General features: G+C 65.8%; 17 protein-coding genes. 5 read left to right on the forward strand and 12 right to left on the reverse strand.

What is annotated here, in order from left to right; translation table 11 throughout:
• Nucleotides 1-89 precede the first annotated feature (89 nt).
• From prfA to AC3WOB_RS02485, 4 genes are all read left to right on the forward strand, one after another.
• Nucleotides 90-1,172 (forward strand): peptide chain release factor 1, encoded by a 1,083-nt coding sequence (prfA, locus tag AC3WOB_RS02470; RefSeq protein WP_013396553.1) that lies wholly within the window; start codon nucleotides 90-92, stop codon nucleotides 1,170-1,172.
• Nucleotides 1,173-1,180: 8 nt separating this feature from the next.
• Complete coding sequence (prmC, locus tag AC3WOB_RS02475; protein WP_492274067.1) at nucleotides 1,181-2,005, forward strand: peptide chain release factor N(5)-glutamine methyltransferase; 825 nt, start codon at nucleotides 1,181-1,183, stop codon at nucleotides 2,003-2,005.
• A gap of 94 nt (nucleotides 2,006-2,099) precedes the next feature.
• Nucleotides 2,100-2,426, forward strand: a complete 327-nt coding sequence (grxD, locus tag AC3WOB_RS02480) for a Grx4 family monothiol glutaredoxin (RefSeq protein ID WP_041654416.1) — start codon at nucleotides 2,100-2,102, stop codon at nucleotides 2,424-2,426.
• 7 nt (nucleotides 2,427-2,433) lie between these two features.
• Complete coding sequence (locus tag AC3WOB_RS02485) at nucleotides 2,434-2,997, forward strand: UbiX family flavin prenyltransferase (protein WP_013396550.1); 564 nt, start codon at nucleotides 2,434-2,436, stop codon at nucleotides 2,995-2,997.
• Nucleotides 2,998-3,079: 82 nt separating this feature from the next.
• Here AC3WOB_RS02485 and AC3WOB_RS02490 read toward each other — a convergent pair whose 3' ends face one another.
• The 6 genes from AC3WOB_RS02490 to AC3WOB_RS02515 are packed head-to-tail and all read right to left on the reverse strand — an operon-like array spanning nucleotide 3,080 to nucleotide 6,892.
• Nucleotides 3,080-4,120: a cyclase family protein gene (locus AC3WOB_RS02490; RefSeq protein WP_492274068.1), complete on the reverse strand. Its 1,041-nt coding sequence runs from the start codon at nucleotides 4,118-4,120 to the stop codon at nucleotides 3,080-3,082.
• 5 nt (nucleotides 4,121-4,125) lie between these two features.
• Nucleotides 4,126-4,905 (reverse strand): 3-oxoadipate enol-lactonase, encoded by a 780-nt coding sequence (gene pcaD, locus AC3WOB_RS02495; protein WP_013396548.1) that lies wholly within the window; start codon nucleotides 4,903-4,905, stop codon nucleotides 4,126-4,128.
• A gap of 19 nt (nucleotides 4,906-4,924) precedes the next feature.
• Nucleotides 4,925-5,221, reverse strand: a complete 297-nt coding sequence (locus tag AC3WOB_RS02500) for a YciI family protein (RefSeq protein ID WP_013396547.1) — start codon at nucleotides 5,219-5,221, stop codon at nucleotides 4,925-4,927.
• Between the two features lie 12 nt (nucleotides 5,222-5,233).
• The gene (gene catC / locus AC3WOB_RS02505; protein ID WP_013396546.1) at nucleotides 5,234-5,509 is read right to left on the reverse strand and encodes a muconolactone Delta-isomerase; all 276 of its coding nucleotides are present in this window, start codon (nucleotides 5,507-5,509) and stop codon (nucleotides 5,234-5,236) included.
• 52 nt (nucleotides 5,510-5,561) lie between these two features.
• The gene (locus AC3WOB_RS02510) at nucleotides 5,562-6,206 is read right to left on the reverse strand and encodes a 3-oxoacid CoA-transferase subunit B (protein ID WP_013396545.1); all 645 of its coding nucleotides are present in this window, start codon (nucleotides 6,204-6,206) and stop codon (nucleotides 5,562-5,564) included.
• A complete protein-coding gene (locus AC3WOB_RS02515; RefSeq protein ID WP_013396544.1) occupies nucleotides 6,203-6,892 on the reverse strand; it encodes a 3-oxoacid CoA-transferase subunit A in 690 nt (229 codons plus the stop codon). The genes AC3WOB_RS02510 and AC3WOB_RS02515 overlap by 4 nt, the downstream gene beginning before the upstream one ends.
• 145 nt (nucleotides 6,893-7,037) lie before the next feature.
• On the opposite strand from AC3WOB_RS02515, the gene AC3WOB_RS02520 reads away from it, so the two are divergent.
• On the forward strand, nucleotides 7,038-7,820 hold the full coding sequence (locus AC3WOB_RS02520) for an IclR family transcriptional regulator (protein WP_492274069.1): 783 nt from the start codon (nucleotides 7,038-7,040) through the stop codon (nucleotides 7,818-7,820).
• A gap of 47 nt (nucleotides 7,821-7,867) precedes the next feature.
• On the opposite strand, the gene AC3WOB_RS02525 is transcribed toward AC3WOB_RS02520, so the two are convergent.
• The 6 genes from AC3WOB_RS02525 to AC3WOB_RS02550 form a co-directional block, all read right to left on the reverse strand.
• Nucleotides 7,868-8,596: an SDR family NAD(P)-dependent oxidoreductase gene (locus tag AC3WOB_RS02525; RefSeq protein ID WP_492274070.1), complete on the reverse strand. Its 729-nt coding sequence runs from the start codon at nucleotides 8,594-8,596 to the stop codon at nucleotides 7,868-7,870.
• Between the two features lie 37 nt (nucleotides 8,597-8,633).
• Nucleotides 8,634-9,974, reverse strand: coding sequence for a short-chain fatty acid transporter (locus AC3WOB_RS02530; protein WP_013396541.1), 1,341 nt, complete (start codon nucleotides 9,972-9,974; stop codon nucleotides 8,634-8,636).
• A gap of 177 nt (nucleotides 9,975-10,151) precedes the next feature.
• Entirely contained in the window at nucleotides 10,152-11,087 is a 936-nt protein-coding gene (locus tag AC3WOB_RS02535; protein WP_492274071.1) for a 3-hydroxyacyl-CoA dehydrogenase family protein, read from the reverse strand.
• Nucleotides 11,088-11,357: 270 nt separating this feature from the next.
• A complete protein-coding gene (locus AC3WOB_RS02540) occupies nucleotides 11,358-13,739 on the reverse strand; it encodes a TonB-dependent siderophore receptor (RefSeq protein ID WP_492274072.1) in 2,382 nt (793 codons plus the stop codon).
• A 198-nt stretch (nucleotides 13,740-13,937) separates the two neighbouring features.
• The gene (locus AC3WOB_RS02545; RefSeq protein WP_492274073.1) at nucleotides 13,938-14,939 is read right to left on the reverse strand and encodes a FecR domain-containing protein; all 1,002 of its coding nucleotides are present in this window, start codon (nucleotides 14,937-14,939) and stop codon (nucleotides 13,938-13,940) included.
• Nucleotides 14,940-14,945: 6 nt separating this feature from the next.
• On the reverse strand, nucleotides 14,946-15,467 hold the full coding sequence (locus AC3WOB_RS02550; RefSeq protein WP_013396537.1) for a sigma-70 family RNA polymerase sigma factor: 522 nt from the start codon (nucleotides 15,465-15,467) through the stop codon (nucleotides 14,946-14,948).
• Nucleotides 15,468-15,560 lie beyond the last annotated feature (93 nt).

Consider the following 15,560-nt stretch of genomic DNA (forward strand, 5'->3'; position numbering starts at 1 on the left):
GATTCTGCCCCACGTCCCGCCTCCTGGCGGGCGTTCGTCTTTTGGGCGCCCGCTATCCGCTTTCCCGTTTTTCTTTTTGGTCATTCCCCATGAAATCTTCCATGCGCAGCCGGCTGGAGCACCTGTGTCACCGCCTCATTGAGGTCGACGCGCTGCTCGCCGAACCGGAAACCGCGTCCGACATGGACCGTTTTCGCAAGCTCTCGCGCGAACGCGCGGAACTGGAACCCGTGGTCGAGGCGTTCACCGCTTTCGCCCGCACGGAGGATGATCTGGCCGCGGCCCAGGAAATGCTGTCCGACCCGGATCTGAAGTCCATGGCCGAGGACGAGATCAAATCCGGCCGCGCCAAGCTCGAAGAGCTGGAAGCCGCGCTGCAATTGCTGCTGCTGCCGCGTGACCCCAATGACGGGCGCAGCCTGTTCCTGGAAATCCGCGCGGGCACGGGCGGCGACGAAAGCGCGCTGTTCTCGGGCGACCTGCTGCGCATGTACACGCGCTACGCTGAACAGCGCGGCTGGCGCGTGGAGCTGATGTCCGAGAGCGCGTCTGAACTGGGCGGCTACAAGGAAGTGATCGCGCGCATCGACGGCGACGGCGCCTATGGCCGCCTGAAGTTCGAATCCGGCGCGCACCGCGTGCAGCGCGTGCCCGCCACCGAGGCGCAGGGCCGCATCCATACCTCCGCGTGCACGGTGGCCATCATGGCCGAAGCGGACGAGATGTCGGAAATCGTCATCAACCCCAATGATTTGCGCATCGACACCTTCCGCGCCAGCGGCGCGGGCGGGCAGCACATCAACAAGACCGATTCGGCGGTGCGCATCACCCACTTGCCGACCGGGCTGGTGGTGGAATGCCAGGACGACCGCTCGCAGCACCGCAACAAGGACAAGGCCATGCAGGTGCTGGCCGCGCGCCTGAAAGACAAGGAAACCCGCGAACGGCAGAGCAAGGAAGCCGCCGAGCGCAAGAGCCTGATCGGCTCGGGCGACCGCTCCGAGCGCATCCGTACCTACAACTTTCCGCAAGGCCGCGTGACCGACCACCGCATCAACCTGACGCTGTACAAGCTGCAGCAGATCATGGAAGGCGATCTGGAAGAGTTGACCGGCGCGCTCATCGCCGAACACCAGGCCGAGCAGCTGGCGGCCCTGGGCGACGACATCTGAGCCCGGCCATGACGCCGCCCCAGCTGAAAAGCCTGCTGCTCGACACGCGCCTGCCCCGCCTGGAGGTGCGCATGCTGCTGGAGCACGTGCTGGCCAAGCCGCGCGCCTGGCTGCTGGCGCACGATACCGACCCTCTGCTGCCCGAGACCGCCGCCGCCTACGAAGCCCTGGCCCAGCGGCGCCTGGCCGGGGAGCCGATGGCCTACCTGCTGGGCCACCGCGAATTCATGGGTCACCGTTTCCGCGTGACCCCGGACGTGCTGATTCCGCGCCCGGATACCGAGGTGCTGGTGGAAACCGCGCTGGAATGCCTGGCCGGCCTGGCCGCGCCCGCAGTGCTGGACCTGGGCACGGGTAGCGGTGCGATCGCCATTTCCATTGCCCTGGCGCGCCGCGACGCGCGGGTGATGGCGTCCGACCTCAGCGCGGCCGCGCTGGCGGTCGCCGCCGCCAACGCCTGGGATCTGGCCGCGTCCGTGCGCCTGGTCGAAGGCAGCTGGTATGACGCCGTGCCTGCAGGCGAGGGTTTCGACCTGATCGTGTCCAATCCGCCCTATGTGGCCTGCGACGACCCGCACCTGGACCAGGGCGACGTGCGTTTCGAGCCGCGGGGGGCGTTGACCGACGGCGCGGGCGGGCTGGAAGACCTGGCTCGCATCGTCCAGGGCGCCGGCCGCCACCTGAAGCGGGGCGGCGCCCTGTGGCTGGAGCATGGCTGGGACCAGGCGCAAGCCGTGCGCGACCTGCTGGCCGCGGCCGGATTCCAGGACGTGCACAGCCGCCGGGACCTGGCCGGCATCGAACGTATTTCCGGCGGCCGGCTGCCCGCCTGAGCGCATTCCCGGCGGGACGCCCGGGGTATCCGGGCGAATTTTCCCGCTGTACCTATAATTGGCGTATTCCGTTATGCCTGTCCAAGAGACCACCATGAGCGACGTTCAAGAATTCATCCGCGAAACCGTGACCCAGCACCCCGTCGTGCTGTTCATGAAGGGCACCGCCCAATTCCCGCAATGCGGCTTTTCTGGCAAGGCCATTCAGATCCTGAAGGGCTGTGGCGTGAAGAAGCTGGTCACCGTCAATGTGCTGGAGGACGACGAAGTCCGCCAGGGCATCAAGGAGTTCTCCAGCTGGCCCACGATTCCGCAGCTGTACGTGGCTGGCGAGTTCATCGGCGGCTCGGACATCATGAACGAGATGAACGAATCCGGCGAACTGAAGACGCTGCTGGATCAATCCGGCGCAACGGCCTGATCAGCCCATGCGGCGACTGGTCATCGGCATCACGGGCGCCACGGGCGCCCTGTACGCGGTGCGCATGCTGCAGGCGTTGCGCGGCGTGGACGATGTCGAAACGCATCTGGTGGTGTCGGCATCCGGCGTGCTGAATATCAAGCACGAGCTGGACGTCGGCCGCCATGATGTCTATGCCCTGGCGGACCACGTGCACAGCGTGCGCGACGTGGGCGCCACCCTGGCCAGCGGCGCGTTCCAGACTGCGGGCATGGTGATCGTGCCATGCTCCATGCGCACGCTGGCAGCCGTGGCCCATGGCCTGTCGGATAACCTCATCACCCGCGCCGCCGACGTCACCCTCAAGGAACGCCGGCGTCTGGTAATGATGGTGCGCGAGACGCCGTTCAACCTGGCGCATCTGCGCAACATGACCGCCGTGACCGAAATGGGCGGCATCGTGTTTCCGCCGCTGCCCGCGTTCTACCACCGGCCCGCTTCCATTGAAGAGATGGTGGACCATACCGTGGCGCGCGTGCTGGAGATGTTCGATATCGTGGTGCCTGGCCCGCATTGGGAAGGCATGAAGTAACGATCGCCGCAGGACAAAAAAAGAGCTCCAAGTCTGGAGCTCTTTTCATTTGCGCGATAAGCGCTTGCGCGGTGCGCAGCAATCACACCGTCGCGATCGGCGTGACCGGCGACCCGATCGCATGCGGCAGGCGCAAGGGCGGCGCGGTCAGCATGAAGTGATGCCGGCCGTTGGCGTGCAGCCAGTCGGCCAGGTCCTTCAGGTACCAGAGTTCCGCCAGCGGCAGGCCCAGCTTGAACAGGCAATGGTGGTGCAGCGGCAGCATGGCGCGCGGGCCGGTCTTTTCGCGCGCGGGATAGGCTTCCACGGCGTAGTTGTCGGCGCAGATGGCGGCGATGCCGCTGTCGGTGATCCATTGCAGCAGCGCCTGGTCGGTGCCGTCCAGCGCCGCGCCGTAGGTGTGCAGCGTTTCGGCGTCGGGCGTGCCGTTCATGGCGACCACCGCTTCGGCATAGCCGGTGCGCAGCACCAGCATGTCGCCGGGTTCAACGCTGATGTTGTCGGCCTTCAGCACGTGCATCAGTTCCGCGTGGCCGATCAGCGTGCGGCCGGGGCCGTAGTGGCGGAACAGGTCCACCAGCACGCCGCGGCCCTGCATGCCTTTCTGGGCCAGGTTTTCCACGCCCAGCTTCAGCGCCGCGGACGGGCCGCCGCTGTTGCAGCCGCAGCCGGTATGGTCGCCGTCGGCCGGGCCGATGATGTCCACGCCGGCCTGGTAGCCGTTGTAGTAGCGCAGTTCGGGCTTGCCGTCGCCGTCGGCGTCGAACAAGGCGCCGACGTGGGCCAGCGCGTCCCATTGCGTCGAATACTGCATCGACAGCAGCACCTGGTCGTCGCTCAGCACGTCGACCGCGTCCGGGTTGACGTTGCGCAGCGGGAAGTTCAGGTACGGCGTGTCCGCCAGGCGCGTGGGGCTCAGCTGCGGCGGATGGCGGCGCGGGTTGAGCACGTTGCCGCCGGGCAGGTCCAGCGGCAGCGACAGGCAGAAGGTCTTGCCGGTGCGGATTTCGCGCGCGCCTTTCAGGACCTGTTCTTCGGTGATGAGGTTCAGGCGGCCGAGTTGGTCGTCGGGTCCGAAGTCGCCCCAGTTGGAGCCTTCGGGCCGGTTTTTCCAGCGCTGCATGCCGTTTACCCCTTCAGGAAGTCGACGACCGTGCGGGTGAAGACTTCCGGTTGCTCCCAGTTCGAGATATGGGAGGTGTTCATTTCAAAGTAGCGCGCGCCAGGTATGGCTGCGGCCAGCTCTTGGCCTTGGGCCGGCGTGGCGGCCAGATCGTGCGTGCTGCTGATGACCAGCGTGGGCGCCTTGATCGAGGCCACCTGTTCGCGGAAGTCGGCGTCGCGCAGCGCGGCGCAATTGCCCGAGTAGCCGGCGTCCGGCGTGCGGCGCAGCATGTCGATCAGCACCTGGGTCAGTCCCGGCTCGGCGGCGCGGTAGCTGTCGGTGAGCCAGCGTTCGACCAGCGTGGGCGCCATCTTTTCCAGGGTCTGTTCGGCGACCGCGGCGATGCGGGCGCTCCAGCCTTCGGCCGAGCCGATGCGCGCGGCGGTGTTGCACAGGATCAGCTTGTCCAGCAGCTCGGGACGCGCCAGCGCCAGCCACAGGCCGGTGGGGCCGCCCATCGACAGGCCGCAGAAGTGCGCGCGCTTGATGTTCAGATGCGCCAGCAATTCGGCGACGTCGTTGCCCAGCTGTTCGAAGCTGTATTCGCCTTCGGGGATGGACGATTTGCCGTGGCCGCGGGTGTCGTAGCGCAGCACACGGAAGTGCTTGCTCAGTTCGGGAATCTGGCGGGCCCACATGTCGGAGCAGGTGCCCAGCGAGTTGGAGAGCACCAGCACCGGCGCATCCGCGGGGCCATCGATGACGTAGTACAGCCGTGCCTGGCTGAGATCGGCGTAAGACATGTGGGTTTGTTCCTTGCGATTACAGATGGCAGACGCCGTCGAGGTAGGCCTTGCGCCAGCGCGTGATGGTCACGCGCTCGAACAGGCCGGCCAGGGAGAATGGGTCGGCATCGATGAACTGCTGCGCGGCTTCGCGCGTTTCCAGGGCGACGATGTACAGGCCGCCGCCGGCATCCTTGCCGTCGTCCTGCAGCTTGGCGCCGCAGGCCAGCAGCAGTTGCTTGTTCGTGTCCAGGTATTCCAGGTGCGCGGCGCGATGCTGCTGACGCACTTCCTGGTGGCCGGGCTTGTCGAAGGTTTCGATGATGTAGGGCATGGACTGCTCCTGTCAGATCGCCGAGGGGTGGCGCGCCAGCGCCGTGACGTTGATATCCATGTACGGGAACAGGGGCAGCGAGGACAGCAGCGCGTGCAGTTCATCGTTGCTTTCGACGTCGAAGATGCTGACGTTGGCGTAGCGGCCGGCCACGCGCCACAGGTTCTTCCACTTGCCGTCGCGTTGCAGCTGCTGCGCCAGGGCCTTTTCGTCGGCCTTCAGCTTGTCGGCGCGCTCGGCGGGCATGTCGACGGGAAGATTGACTTGCATTTGAACCATGAACAACATGATGACTCTCTCCTGTAAAGCCGCTCCGGCCCTGCCGGAGCGCGCACAAAACTCAGCGGGAAAACTTCAGCGGCAGGCCAGTCAGGCGCAGCAGCTCGTCGGCGGTGGTGTCGCCGAACATGTCGATGACGGTCACGCCGTCGGCGCGGATGTCGAACACCGCCACGTCCGTGTACACGCGCGACACGCAGCGCACGCCGGTCAGCGGATAGGTGCAGGCTTCGACCAGCTTGCTCTGGCCTTCGCGGGTCTGCAGTTCCATCATCACGAAGACGTCCTTGGCGCCGATGGCCAGGTCCATCGCACCGCCCACGGCGGGGATGGCGTCGGGCGCGCCGGTGTGCCAGTTGGCCAGGTCGCCGTGTTGCGACACCTGGAAGGCGCCCAGCACGCAGATGTCCAGATGGCCGCCGCGCATCATCGCGAAGGAGTCGGCGTGGTGGAAGAACGAGCAGCCGGGCAGTTCCGTCACGGGCTGCTTGCCGGCGTTGATCAGGTCGTAATCTTCCTCGCCCTTGGCGGGGGCGGGACCCATGCCCAGCATGCCGTTTTCGGTGTGCAGGATGACTTCGCGGTCGGCCGGCAGATGGTTGGCGACGAGCGTGGGCAGGCCGATGCCCAGGTTCACGTAGGCGCCTTCGGGAATGTCCTGCGCCACGCGGGCGGCGATCTGGTCGCGGGTCAGTTTGGTGCTCATTGCTGCTCCTTGGCGGCCGGGGTGGCTGCGATCTGCACGACGCGTTTGACGAAGATGCCGGGGGTCACGACGGTTTCGGGGTCCAGCTCGCCCAGTTCAACCACTTCGCGCACCTGCGCCACGGCTACGCGCGCGGCGCTCGCCATGATGGGGCCGAAGTTGCGGGCGGTCTTGCGATAGACCAGATTGCCCCAGCGGTCGCCGCGCTCGGCCTTGATGAGCGCGTAGTCGGCGTGCAGCGGATATTCCAGCACGTACTGGCGGCCGTTGATCTCGCGGATCTCCTTGCCGTCGGCCAGCGGCGTGCCGTAGCCGGTGGGCGTGAAGAACGCGCCGATGCCGGCGCCGGCCGCGCGGATGCGTTCGGCCAGGTTGCCCTGCGGCACGAGTTCCAGCTCGATCTTGCCGCTGCGGTACAGACCGTCGAAGATCTGCGAGTCCACCTGGCGCGGGAACGAACAGATGATCTTGCGCACGCGGTTGGCGCCCAGCAGGGCGGCCAGGCCGGTGGTGCCGTTGCCGGCGTTGTTGTTGATGATGACCAGGTCCTTGGCGCCCTGCTCGAGCAGGGCGTCGATCAGTTCCATGGGCTGGCCGGCAGTGCCGAAGCCGCCGATCATGACGGTGGCGCCGTCGGGTACGTCCGCCAGGGCGGCCGCCGCGCTTGCAACAAGCTTAGAAATCATGATGTTTGCTCATAGGTGGCGTGTCATAATTTGTTCTTAATTAGAACTTTCGTTCTTCTGAAGAACATCGTTTCATGGGGATAAGCCGAGCGTCAAGGCGAGCCGGCGCGGCGCAATCCCCATTTACTCTTTTTGCGGTAGACGGATGGCCGAGCAAGATACCCAGCAACCCAGCGACAGCTACGTGCAGTCCTTCGCGCGCGGCTTGTCCGTGATCCGGGCCTTTGGCCCCGACCGTTCGCAGATGACGTTGTCCGAGGTCGCCGCGGTGACCGGGCTGACTCGCGCCGGCGCGCGCCGCATCCTGCTGACGCTGGAGCACCTGGGCTACGTCACCGTCGACGACCGCAAGTTCGCGCTGACCCCGCGCATCCTGGAACTCGGCTACGCCTACCTGTCCGGCACGCCGCTGTGGAACCTGGCGTTGCCGTACATGGAAGAAGTGGCCGAGCAGACGCGGGAGTCGTGTTCCGTTTCGGTGCTGGAAGGCGCGGACATCGTCTACATCCTGCGCCTGTCCACGCACAAGGTCATGACCATCAACCTGGCCGTGGGCAGCCGCCTGCCGGCCTGGGTGACGTCGATGGGCCGCGTGCTGCTGGCGGGGCTGACGGAGGCGGAGTTGGACCGGGTGCTGGCGCTGAGCCAGATCCAGTCCTACACGCCGCACACCGTTACCGATATCGCCGAACTCAAGCGCGTGCTGGCTGGCGTGCGCGCCGACGGCTACGCCTGCGTCGCGCAGGAACTGGAACCGGGGCTGCAGTCGGTGGCCGTGCCCATCATGGACCGCAGCGGCCGCGTGATCGCCGCGATGAACGTCAGCGGCCATGCCAATCGCTTCACGCGCGAGGAGATGCTGGCGGCTTTCCTGCCGCCGTTGCGCCGCGCGGCCGACCAGATCAACCACGCCTTGCTGCGCCGCTAGGCGAGGCAGGGAGGGGAAGAGGGCGGCCGGGGTGCGCATGGCTGGCCTCAGATCGGCGCGACGCCCAGCGTCGTGCCGCCGCAGACATACAGCATCTGGCCGGTGACGAAGCCGTTGTCGGGAGACAGGAAGAACATCGCCGCGCGCGCCACGTCCTCGGGCGTGCCCAGGCGCTTGACCACGATGCTGTTGATGATGCGTTCAGTCTGCGGCGCGCCTGCAGGATTGCTCTTGGTGAACAGATCGGTGGCGATGGGGCCGGGACCGATGGCGTTGACGGTGATGCCGTCGCCGCCCAGTTCCATGGCCAGCGTGCGGGTCAGGCCCACCAGGCCGGCCTTGGTGGCCGAATAGACCACGCGGTCCGGCTTGCCCAGCGCGGCGCGCGACGACATGTTCACGATGCGGCCGAAGCCGGCCTCGCGCATGGCGGGCAGGGCGGCCTGCACCAGGATCAGCGCGGTGCGCAGATGCAGATTGACTACGTAGTCCAGGTCCGCCAGCGTGGCCGTGTCGGCCGTGCCGGGACGGGTGGCGCCAGCGTTGTTGACCAGGCCCACGATGTTGTAGGCCTCCGTCACTTCGCGGGCGACTTCCTGGGTGCGCGCTTCGTCGGTCAGGTCAGCCTGATATGACACCAGCCCCGCAGGCGGATTTTCGGGCAGCTTGTAGTCGATGTTGACGACCTTATGGCCCGCATCCAGCAGCATGCGGATAATCGCCGCTCCGATCCCGGCGCTGCCGCCGGTCACGAGATACGCAGTAGGTTTGCTCATATCAGTTCCCTTTTTCCAAAGTCAGCGCGTACGGGGCTCAATGCGTCAAGTAGCCCCAGAGCAGCACGGCGGTGATGTGGATCACGCCGACCCACAGCATCATGATGACGGTATAGCCCATCACGTCGCGCAGCTTGAGCTTGGACAACGCCAGCGCCGGCAGGATCCAGAAAGGCTGCACCAGGTCGTTCCAGGCGTTGCCCAGCATGACGGCCATGGTGGTCTGGTTCAGCGCGCTGCCGATTTCCTTGGCGGCGTCGATCATGAACGGACCCTGGATGACCCAGTGGCCGCCGGCCGACGGCGCGAAGAAGTTGATGACGAACGAACTGATCAGGCCCCAGAACGGCAGCGATTCGGGCGTGGCCACGTCGACGAACACTTGGGAGATCGTGGTGACCAGGCCGGAAGCGGCCATGATGGCCATGATGCCGGCGTAGAAGGGGTACTGCAGGATGATGCCGGAGATCGTCTTGATGCCTTCAGTCAGCTTGGCCACGTAGGCGGCCGGCGTGCCCAGCAGGATGATGCCCAGGAACAGGATGATGAAGTTGATCAGGTTCAGGTCCAGCGAGCCGCCGTCCATGAAGTGGAAGGTCACGTAGGCGATGCCCAGCGCGCCGATCAGCAGGCTCAGGATGCGGCTGTTGTTCAGCTTGGAGGCGATGGTGCCCTTTTCCAGCATGTCTTCGGCGGCGTTGGACGTGTTGGCGTCGCGATCGATGGCCGGGTCCACTTCAACGATCTTCTCGCCCTTCTTCGGGTGCAGCCAGGCATTGAGCAGCGGCAGCGTCACGATGATGACCAGGCTGGTGATCAGCATGGGCACCGAGAAAATGGTTTCCGACAGCGGGATGGTGCCCATCTGCTTGGCGGTGGGGTGGTTGGGCGTCGCCACCAGCACGGGAATACTGGCCGACAGGCCCAGGCCGTACATGGTGAAGCCGCTGTACGCGGCAGCGATGATCAGCGGGTAGTGCACGCCCTTGACCTTGAGCGCCAGCTTCTTGGCGACGATGCCGCCGATGACCAGGCCGAAGCCCCAGTTCAGGTAGCTGCCAATGCCGCCGACCAGCGTCGCCACGATGATGGCGGTATGCGGCTTGTGCACGTGGCTGACGATGCGGTTGAGCAGGCGGTCGGTGAGCGGCGCGGTGGCCAGCACATAGCCCATTGCCAGGATCACGGCCATCTGGGTCGTGAAGGCCAAGAGGCTCCAGAAGCCGTTGCCCCAGGCGCGGGTGATGTCGCCGATGCCCTTGCCTTCGACGCCCATGGCCAGCAGCACGGTGAGCAGGGTCAGCGCGATCGCGAAGACGAAGGGATCGGGCAGATACTTGCGCATCAGCTCGGTAAAGAATGAAGCCAGTTTATTCATGATGCTTCCTACAAACTCCGGTCAGGCTGTTTTTTCGCGTCTTGCGCCGCCCGGCGCCGGGTGTCGGCGGGGGCGGGTGGGACGATTGCTTTCTTTGTGTGGTTGGGCTTGTGGCCCGCTGGCGCTGGTGGCGGGAAGCCCCGCGCCTTATGTAGTGAATGCTTGCTGGCGGAACCGTCAGGAGCCGCTGGCCTTGCCGTTGAGCCACGCGGCCAGTTCGCCCAGCGCGGCGCTTTTCTCGCGCAGCACGCGTTCGCGGCGCTCGGGGCTCCAGGTGTAGAAACCCTGGCCGCTCTTGGCGCCGATCTGGCCGCTTTCGACCTTGCTCTTCAAGAGCTCGGAGGGGTCCGTGCGGTTTTCCAGGTCTTTGTAGAGATAGCTGGCGATCGCGTAGTGCACGTCGATGCCGTTCATGTCGCGCTGTTCCAGCGGACCCGACAGCGCCAGGCGGATGCCCAGGCTCCACTTGACCACTTCGTCGATGTCTTCCGCGCTGGCCACGCCTTTCTCCAGCAGCGAGATGGCCTCACGGGCCAGGGCGTGCTGGATGCGGTTGGCGATGAAGCCGGGGATATCCTGGCGCACCAGCACCGGGCGCTTGCCGGCATGACGCAACGTGGCCATGACCCGGGCGACGGTGTCTTCAGAAGTGCCGTCGTTGCGCACCACTTCCACCAGCGGAATCACGTCGGCGGGGGTGAAGAAATGGGTGCCCACGAAGCGGTCGCGGCGCACCACCGCGCTGGCGATGGCGTTGATGGACAGGCCGGAGGTGTTGGTGGCGAAGAGGGTGTGCGCCGGGCACAGGGAATCCAGCTTGGCGAAGATGCCGCGCTTGAGCTCCAGGTTTTCCGGCACGGCCTCGATGGCCAGGTCGCTGTTGCAAGCCGCTTCCAGCCCGGGCGCGACTTGAATGCGCTGCATCGCTTCCTGGACGTTGCCGGGAGCGTAGACATTCAGCTGGCGGTCTATGGTCTGCAGCGCGCGCTCCAGCGCGCCTTCCATCGGGTCGATCAGGACGACGTTCAATCCCTTCGAGGCGAACAGCGCGGCGATGCCGCTGCCCATGGCGCCTGCGCCGACGATGGCGAGATTCTTGAGGGGAGTATCCATGATGGTTCGCTCGGTGCTGACTGACACGCCGGGCTTGCGGGCGGCACGTGCGGAACCAGGGTGCTTTCTGTCTCTTCCGGAGTGCCTTCCTGTGCGCCTGGCCAGAAAAATCGTTTTGTTCTATATACGAACATTTGTGCGTATATAGAATTTCTGAAAGAGATAGTACTAAAAGTCGCGGGGGGCGGACAAATGGGGGATTTTTGGTGTCCGGCAGGTGGACGGAGGGCCGGCCCGGACTCTGGTGAGAGCGTGGGCCGGTCTCTTGCCTTACCAGCGATAGGAGGCGGTGCCTATCACCCGGCGCGGCTCGCCGTAGAAGCAGCCGTAGGTGCAGCTGCCGATATACGTCTTGTCGGTCAGGTTGGACGCGTTCAGCGCGAACTTCCACGGCCCCGTCGCGTAGCTGATCATGGCGTCGAACAGCGTGAAGGACGGCACCTCCACCGGCATGCCGTGCGCCATGCCGCGGGTGCTGCCCACATAGCGTATCCCCGCACCGATTCTCAGGCCCGGCAGGCCGAAGTCGCCGAAGCCGTAGTCGCCCCATAGCGAGAACTGGTTGTAGGGGACCGAATTCAGGCGCCTGCCTTCCTCGTCGGGCAGCAAGGGGCTGGCCTTGAGCGTGCGCGCGTCGGTGTAGGCGTAGGCGGCGATCAGGTTGGCATTGCGGCCGATGCGGGTGCGCGCTTCCAGTTCCAGGCCGCGGGTTCGCGCCTCGCCGGCCTGTATCTGGTAGGACGTGTCCAGGGGATCGGTCACGGTCATGTTCTTGCGGGTCAGTTGGTAGACCGCCGCCGAGAGCATGGTGTCCGAGCCCGCAGGCTGGTAGCGCAGGCCGGCTTCGTATTGCTGGCCGGTGGTGGGCTGGAAGCGGCTGCCCTGGCGGTCCTGGCCGCTGGTGGGCTCGAACGATTCGCTATAGCTCAGGAATGGCGCCAGCCCGTTGTCGGCCAGGTAGACCAGGCCAGCGCGGCCAGTGAAGGCCTTGCTCTTTTCGCCGTCCGCATATTTTTCGTCGGTGAAGAAGTTGCGTTCGTCGACCGTAACCCAATCCTGGCGCCCGCCCAGCAGAACCACCCATTTGTCGGCGATCTTGATCTGGTCCTGAAGGTAGATGCCCAGGCGCTTCATGTCGGTGATGGAGGAAGATCCGGGGAAGGGCGCGACGGGGCCCAGTGGCGCGCCGTAGACGGGATCGTAGAGGTCGATGTTGTTGTTGCTGCGGATATAGCGTTCGGTTTCGTGCTTGGGCAGCGAGTAATCGATGCCCGCCAGCAAGGTGTGGCGCACCATGCCGCTGCCCACTTCGTATTGCAAGGACGTATCGGAGATCAGCGCGGAGGAACGGTCCCAGCGCGGCATTGCCCCTCGGTCGGCGGTCCAGCGCTGGTCGGGCGCGAGTTGCCAGATGTCGGTGGAGTGATAGGTGCTGTCCGCATGGAAGTAGCGCGCGCTGTTGCGCAGTTTCAGCTGGCTGTTGAAGGCATGTTCGAACAGATAGCCGATCGAATAGCGCTCCATGTTGAATTTATCGAAGCCAGGCTCGCCGGTAAAGCGGTTGCGGGGAATCTTGCCGTTGACGTTGGGGAGCACCGTGCCTTGCGCCGGCAGGCCATAGACGTAGACGGTATGGTCCTTCTGGTACTCCGCAAGCAGTGTCAGCGAGGTGGCGGCGCTGGGCTGCCAGGTGATTGCAGGCGCGATATAAGTCCTGTCGTCGGGCACGTGGTCAATGAACGTATCGCTGTCGCGCAGCAGGGCGGTCAGGCGGTATGACCATTTGCCTTCCTCGTCCAGCGCCCCGCCGAAGTCGCCGGATATCTGCTTGCGGCTGTAGTTGCCCGCTTCCACGTTCAGTTCGCGCAGCGGCTCGATGGTGGGGCGTTTGCTTACCGTATTGATGATGCCGCCTGGAGATGCCGAACCGTAAAGAACGGACGATGCGCCCTTGAGGAACTCGATCCGCTCCAGCCCGTAGACCTCCTGCCGTCCGTTGTAGATGTTCACGGTGTACAGCATGCCGTCGCGATAGTAGTTGCCCAGATTGCTGCGGAAGCCTCGCAGGAACAGGCTGTCGGATGTGCGGTCCATGCCTTCGGCGCGGCTGACGCCCGCCACGTAGCCCAGCGCATCCTGAATGCTCTGCGACTTCAGCGTGTCGATTTCTTCCGCGCCCACGACCGAGATGGATTGTGGCGTTTCGATGATGGGCGTGTCGGTGCGGGTGCCGGCCGCGCTGAGCCGGGCGGTGTAGCCATGTAGCGGGCCGGTGGCGGTTTCCGCAGCCTGCGCGGTGACGGTCACCGCTTCGAGCGTGGTGGCGTCCTGGTGTGACGCCGGAGCGCGGCGCAGGGTGTAGCTGCCGTTGCTTTCCCGCAGGGCCTGCAGGCCTTGGCCGCGCAACAGTTCGGCGTAGCCTTCGCGCACCGAATAGCTGCCGGACAGGCCGTTGCTGTGCTTGCCATGCAGCAAGGTGGCGTCCATGCTCAGCTCGACGCCGGCTGCACTGGCATAGGCATTGAGCACCTGGCTCAGCGGGCCGCCGGGAATGTCGTAGCTGCGCCTGGCCTCGGCGCTTTGCGCCTGCGCGGCGGCGGGGGCGGCCGGGATGAAGCAGAGCGCTGCGCTGAACGACAGCGCCAGACGCATCAGACGGAGCGTTGCGGGGCGCGGCGTTGGCACTATTGACGCGTAGGTACGCGACGTGGAATGAGGATGACGGGACATGAGGCGATGCCTTGGGGTTCGTGCTGGAGAAGTAGGGGGTTCACCCTGTATCCCGAGCAAGAAGGCCGGATCCGCAATCGCCGCCTGAGAAAAGTTGTAACGGCCGCTGCCGGCTGGCCATCATTCAGCGGCCTGCACCGTCACCCAATATCGCGTCCGGTAGGTCACGGCCACCGGAAGAGCCCGCGTCAGGTTGTCCAACGCCCGGTCCGTGTCACGCACGGAAAAGACGCCGCTGACGAGCAGGCCCGCAACGTCGGGATCGCAGCGCAGCAGGCCCGGCCGATAGCGCGCCAGTTCGGCCAGGAATTCGTCCAGGCGCATGGCATCGGCCACCAGTATTCCGCGACTCCAGGCTGCCGCGCTTTCCGCCGCTGGGCTGGGAGCGGCGGCCCCGATCGCGGAAAAGCGCGAGCCCTGGCCGGCCTGAAGCAGGACCGCCCGGTCCGGCGCGCTGGCGGGACGGATTTCCACGGCGCCTTCGAATACGGCCACGCGGGACGTTTCGGCATCGTCCCTGACCGAGAACCGGGTTCCCAGCGCCTGGATGGAACCGTGCCGGCTGCGCACCCGGAACGGCCGGGGCATGGCGGCGGGATCCGGCGCGGTCGCAATCAATATCTCTCCGGCGCGCAGCACCACTAGGCGTTCGTCCTCGGAGAATCTCAGGTCGATGGCGGTGGCGGTCGACAGCGTCACGCTGGAGCCGTCCGGCAGGGTGATCGCCCGTATTTCCCCTGTGCCGCTGCGGTAGTCGGCCGTGGCGGCTTGCCAAGAGTCGGTGCCGCGCAAGACATAGCCCATGCCCGCGATCGTCGCGCCCAGCCCCAGCAGGCCAATCGCGCGGCGCCGTGAGGCGCTGGCCGGCCGCTGCCGCAAGGCGTGGCTTGCGGCCTGCGGCGATACGCTGCCAAGCTTGTCTTCGAACGCCTGCAGCCGTTGCCAGGCCAGTTCATGGTCCGCATGCTGCGCGCGCCAGCGGGTGCATGCGGCTTGGTCCGCAGGGTTTGCGTCGTCCGACCACAGGCGCGCCATCCATTCGGCCGCCTGCTGCACGATGCAAGGGTCGATGGCGCGATTGGGCGCCTGCGGCGTCGGCGGAATGGCGGGCGAGGCGGGCATGCGCGGTCAGCCGCCAGGAGCCGCGTGCTGGGCCAGGTAGCAGGCCACGAGCGCGGATGCCACGTACTTTTCCACCGACGATACCGACACGCCCAGCCGAGCCGCGATATCGCGGTAGCTCAGGCCGTCCAGCTTGCGCAAGAGCAGTGCTTCGCGAACCTTGGCCGGCAGGCTTTGCAGCACGGCGTCGATCTCGACCAGCGCCTGGACCGCCAGCGCGCGGGCCTCCTCCGATGGCGCAAACGCCCGCGGCAGGTGGGCCAGGGTTTCCAGATAGGCGGCCTCGAGCTGGCGGCGGCGGTAGAGGTCGATCACCAGGCCGTTCGCAACCTGCGCCAGGTGTTGGCGGGACTGGTGCGGCTCGGGCAGCCGGCCAGTATGCAGGATGCGCAGATACGTATCGTGCGCCAGATCCGCCGCGTCGAACGCATTGCCCAGCCTGCGGCGCAGCCAGCTTCTCAGCCAGCTGTGATGATCGGCATACAGGCCTTCGATGCCCTGCTGCGCTGCGGATTGGTTGGTCGACATGCGGGCCCCTGCAGCGCCCCGAGGCGGCAAAAATGGCGCGGGTTAAAGATGAGAATCGGACTCATTCTATACCGCGCGCCATTGTGCCAGCAA

The organism is Achromobacter sp. FW305-C-30-7, from assembly GCF_058783105.1.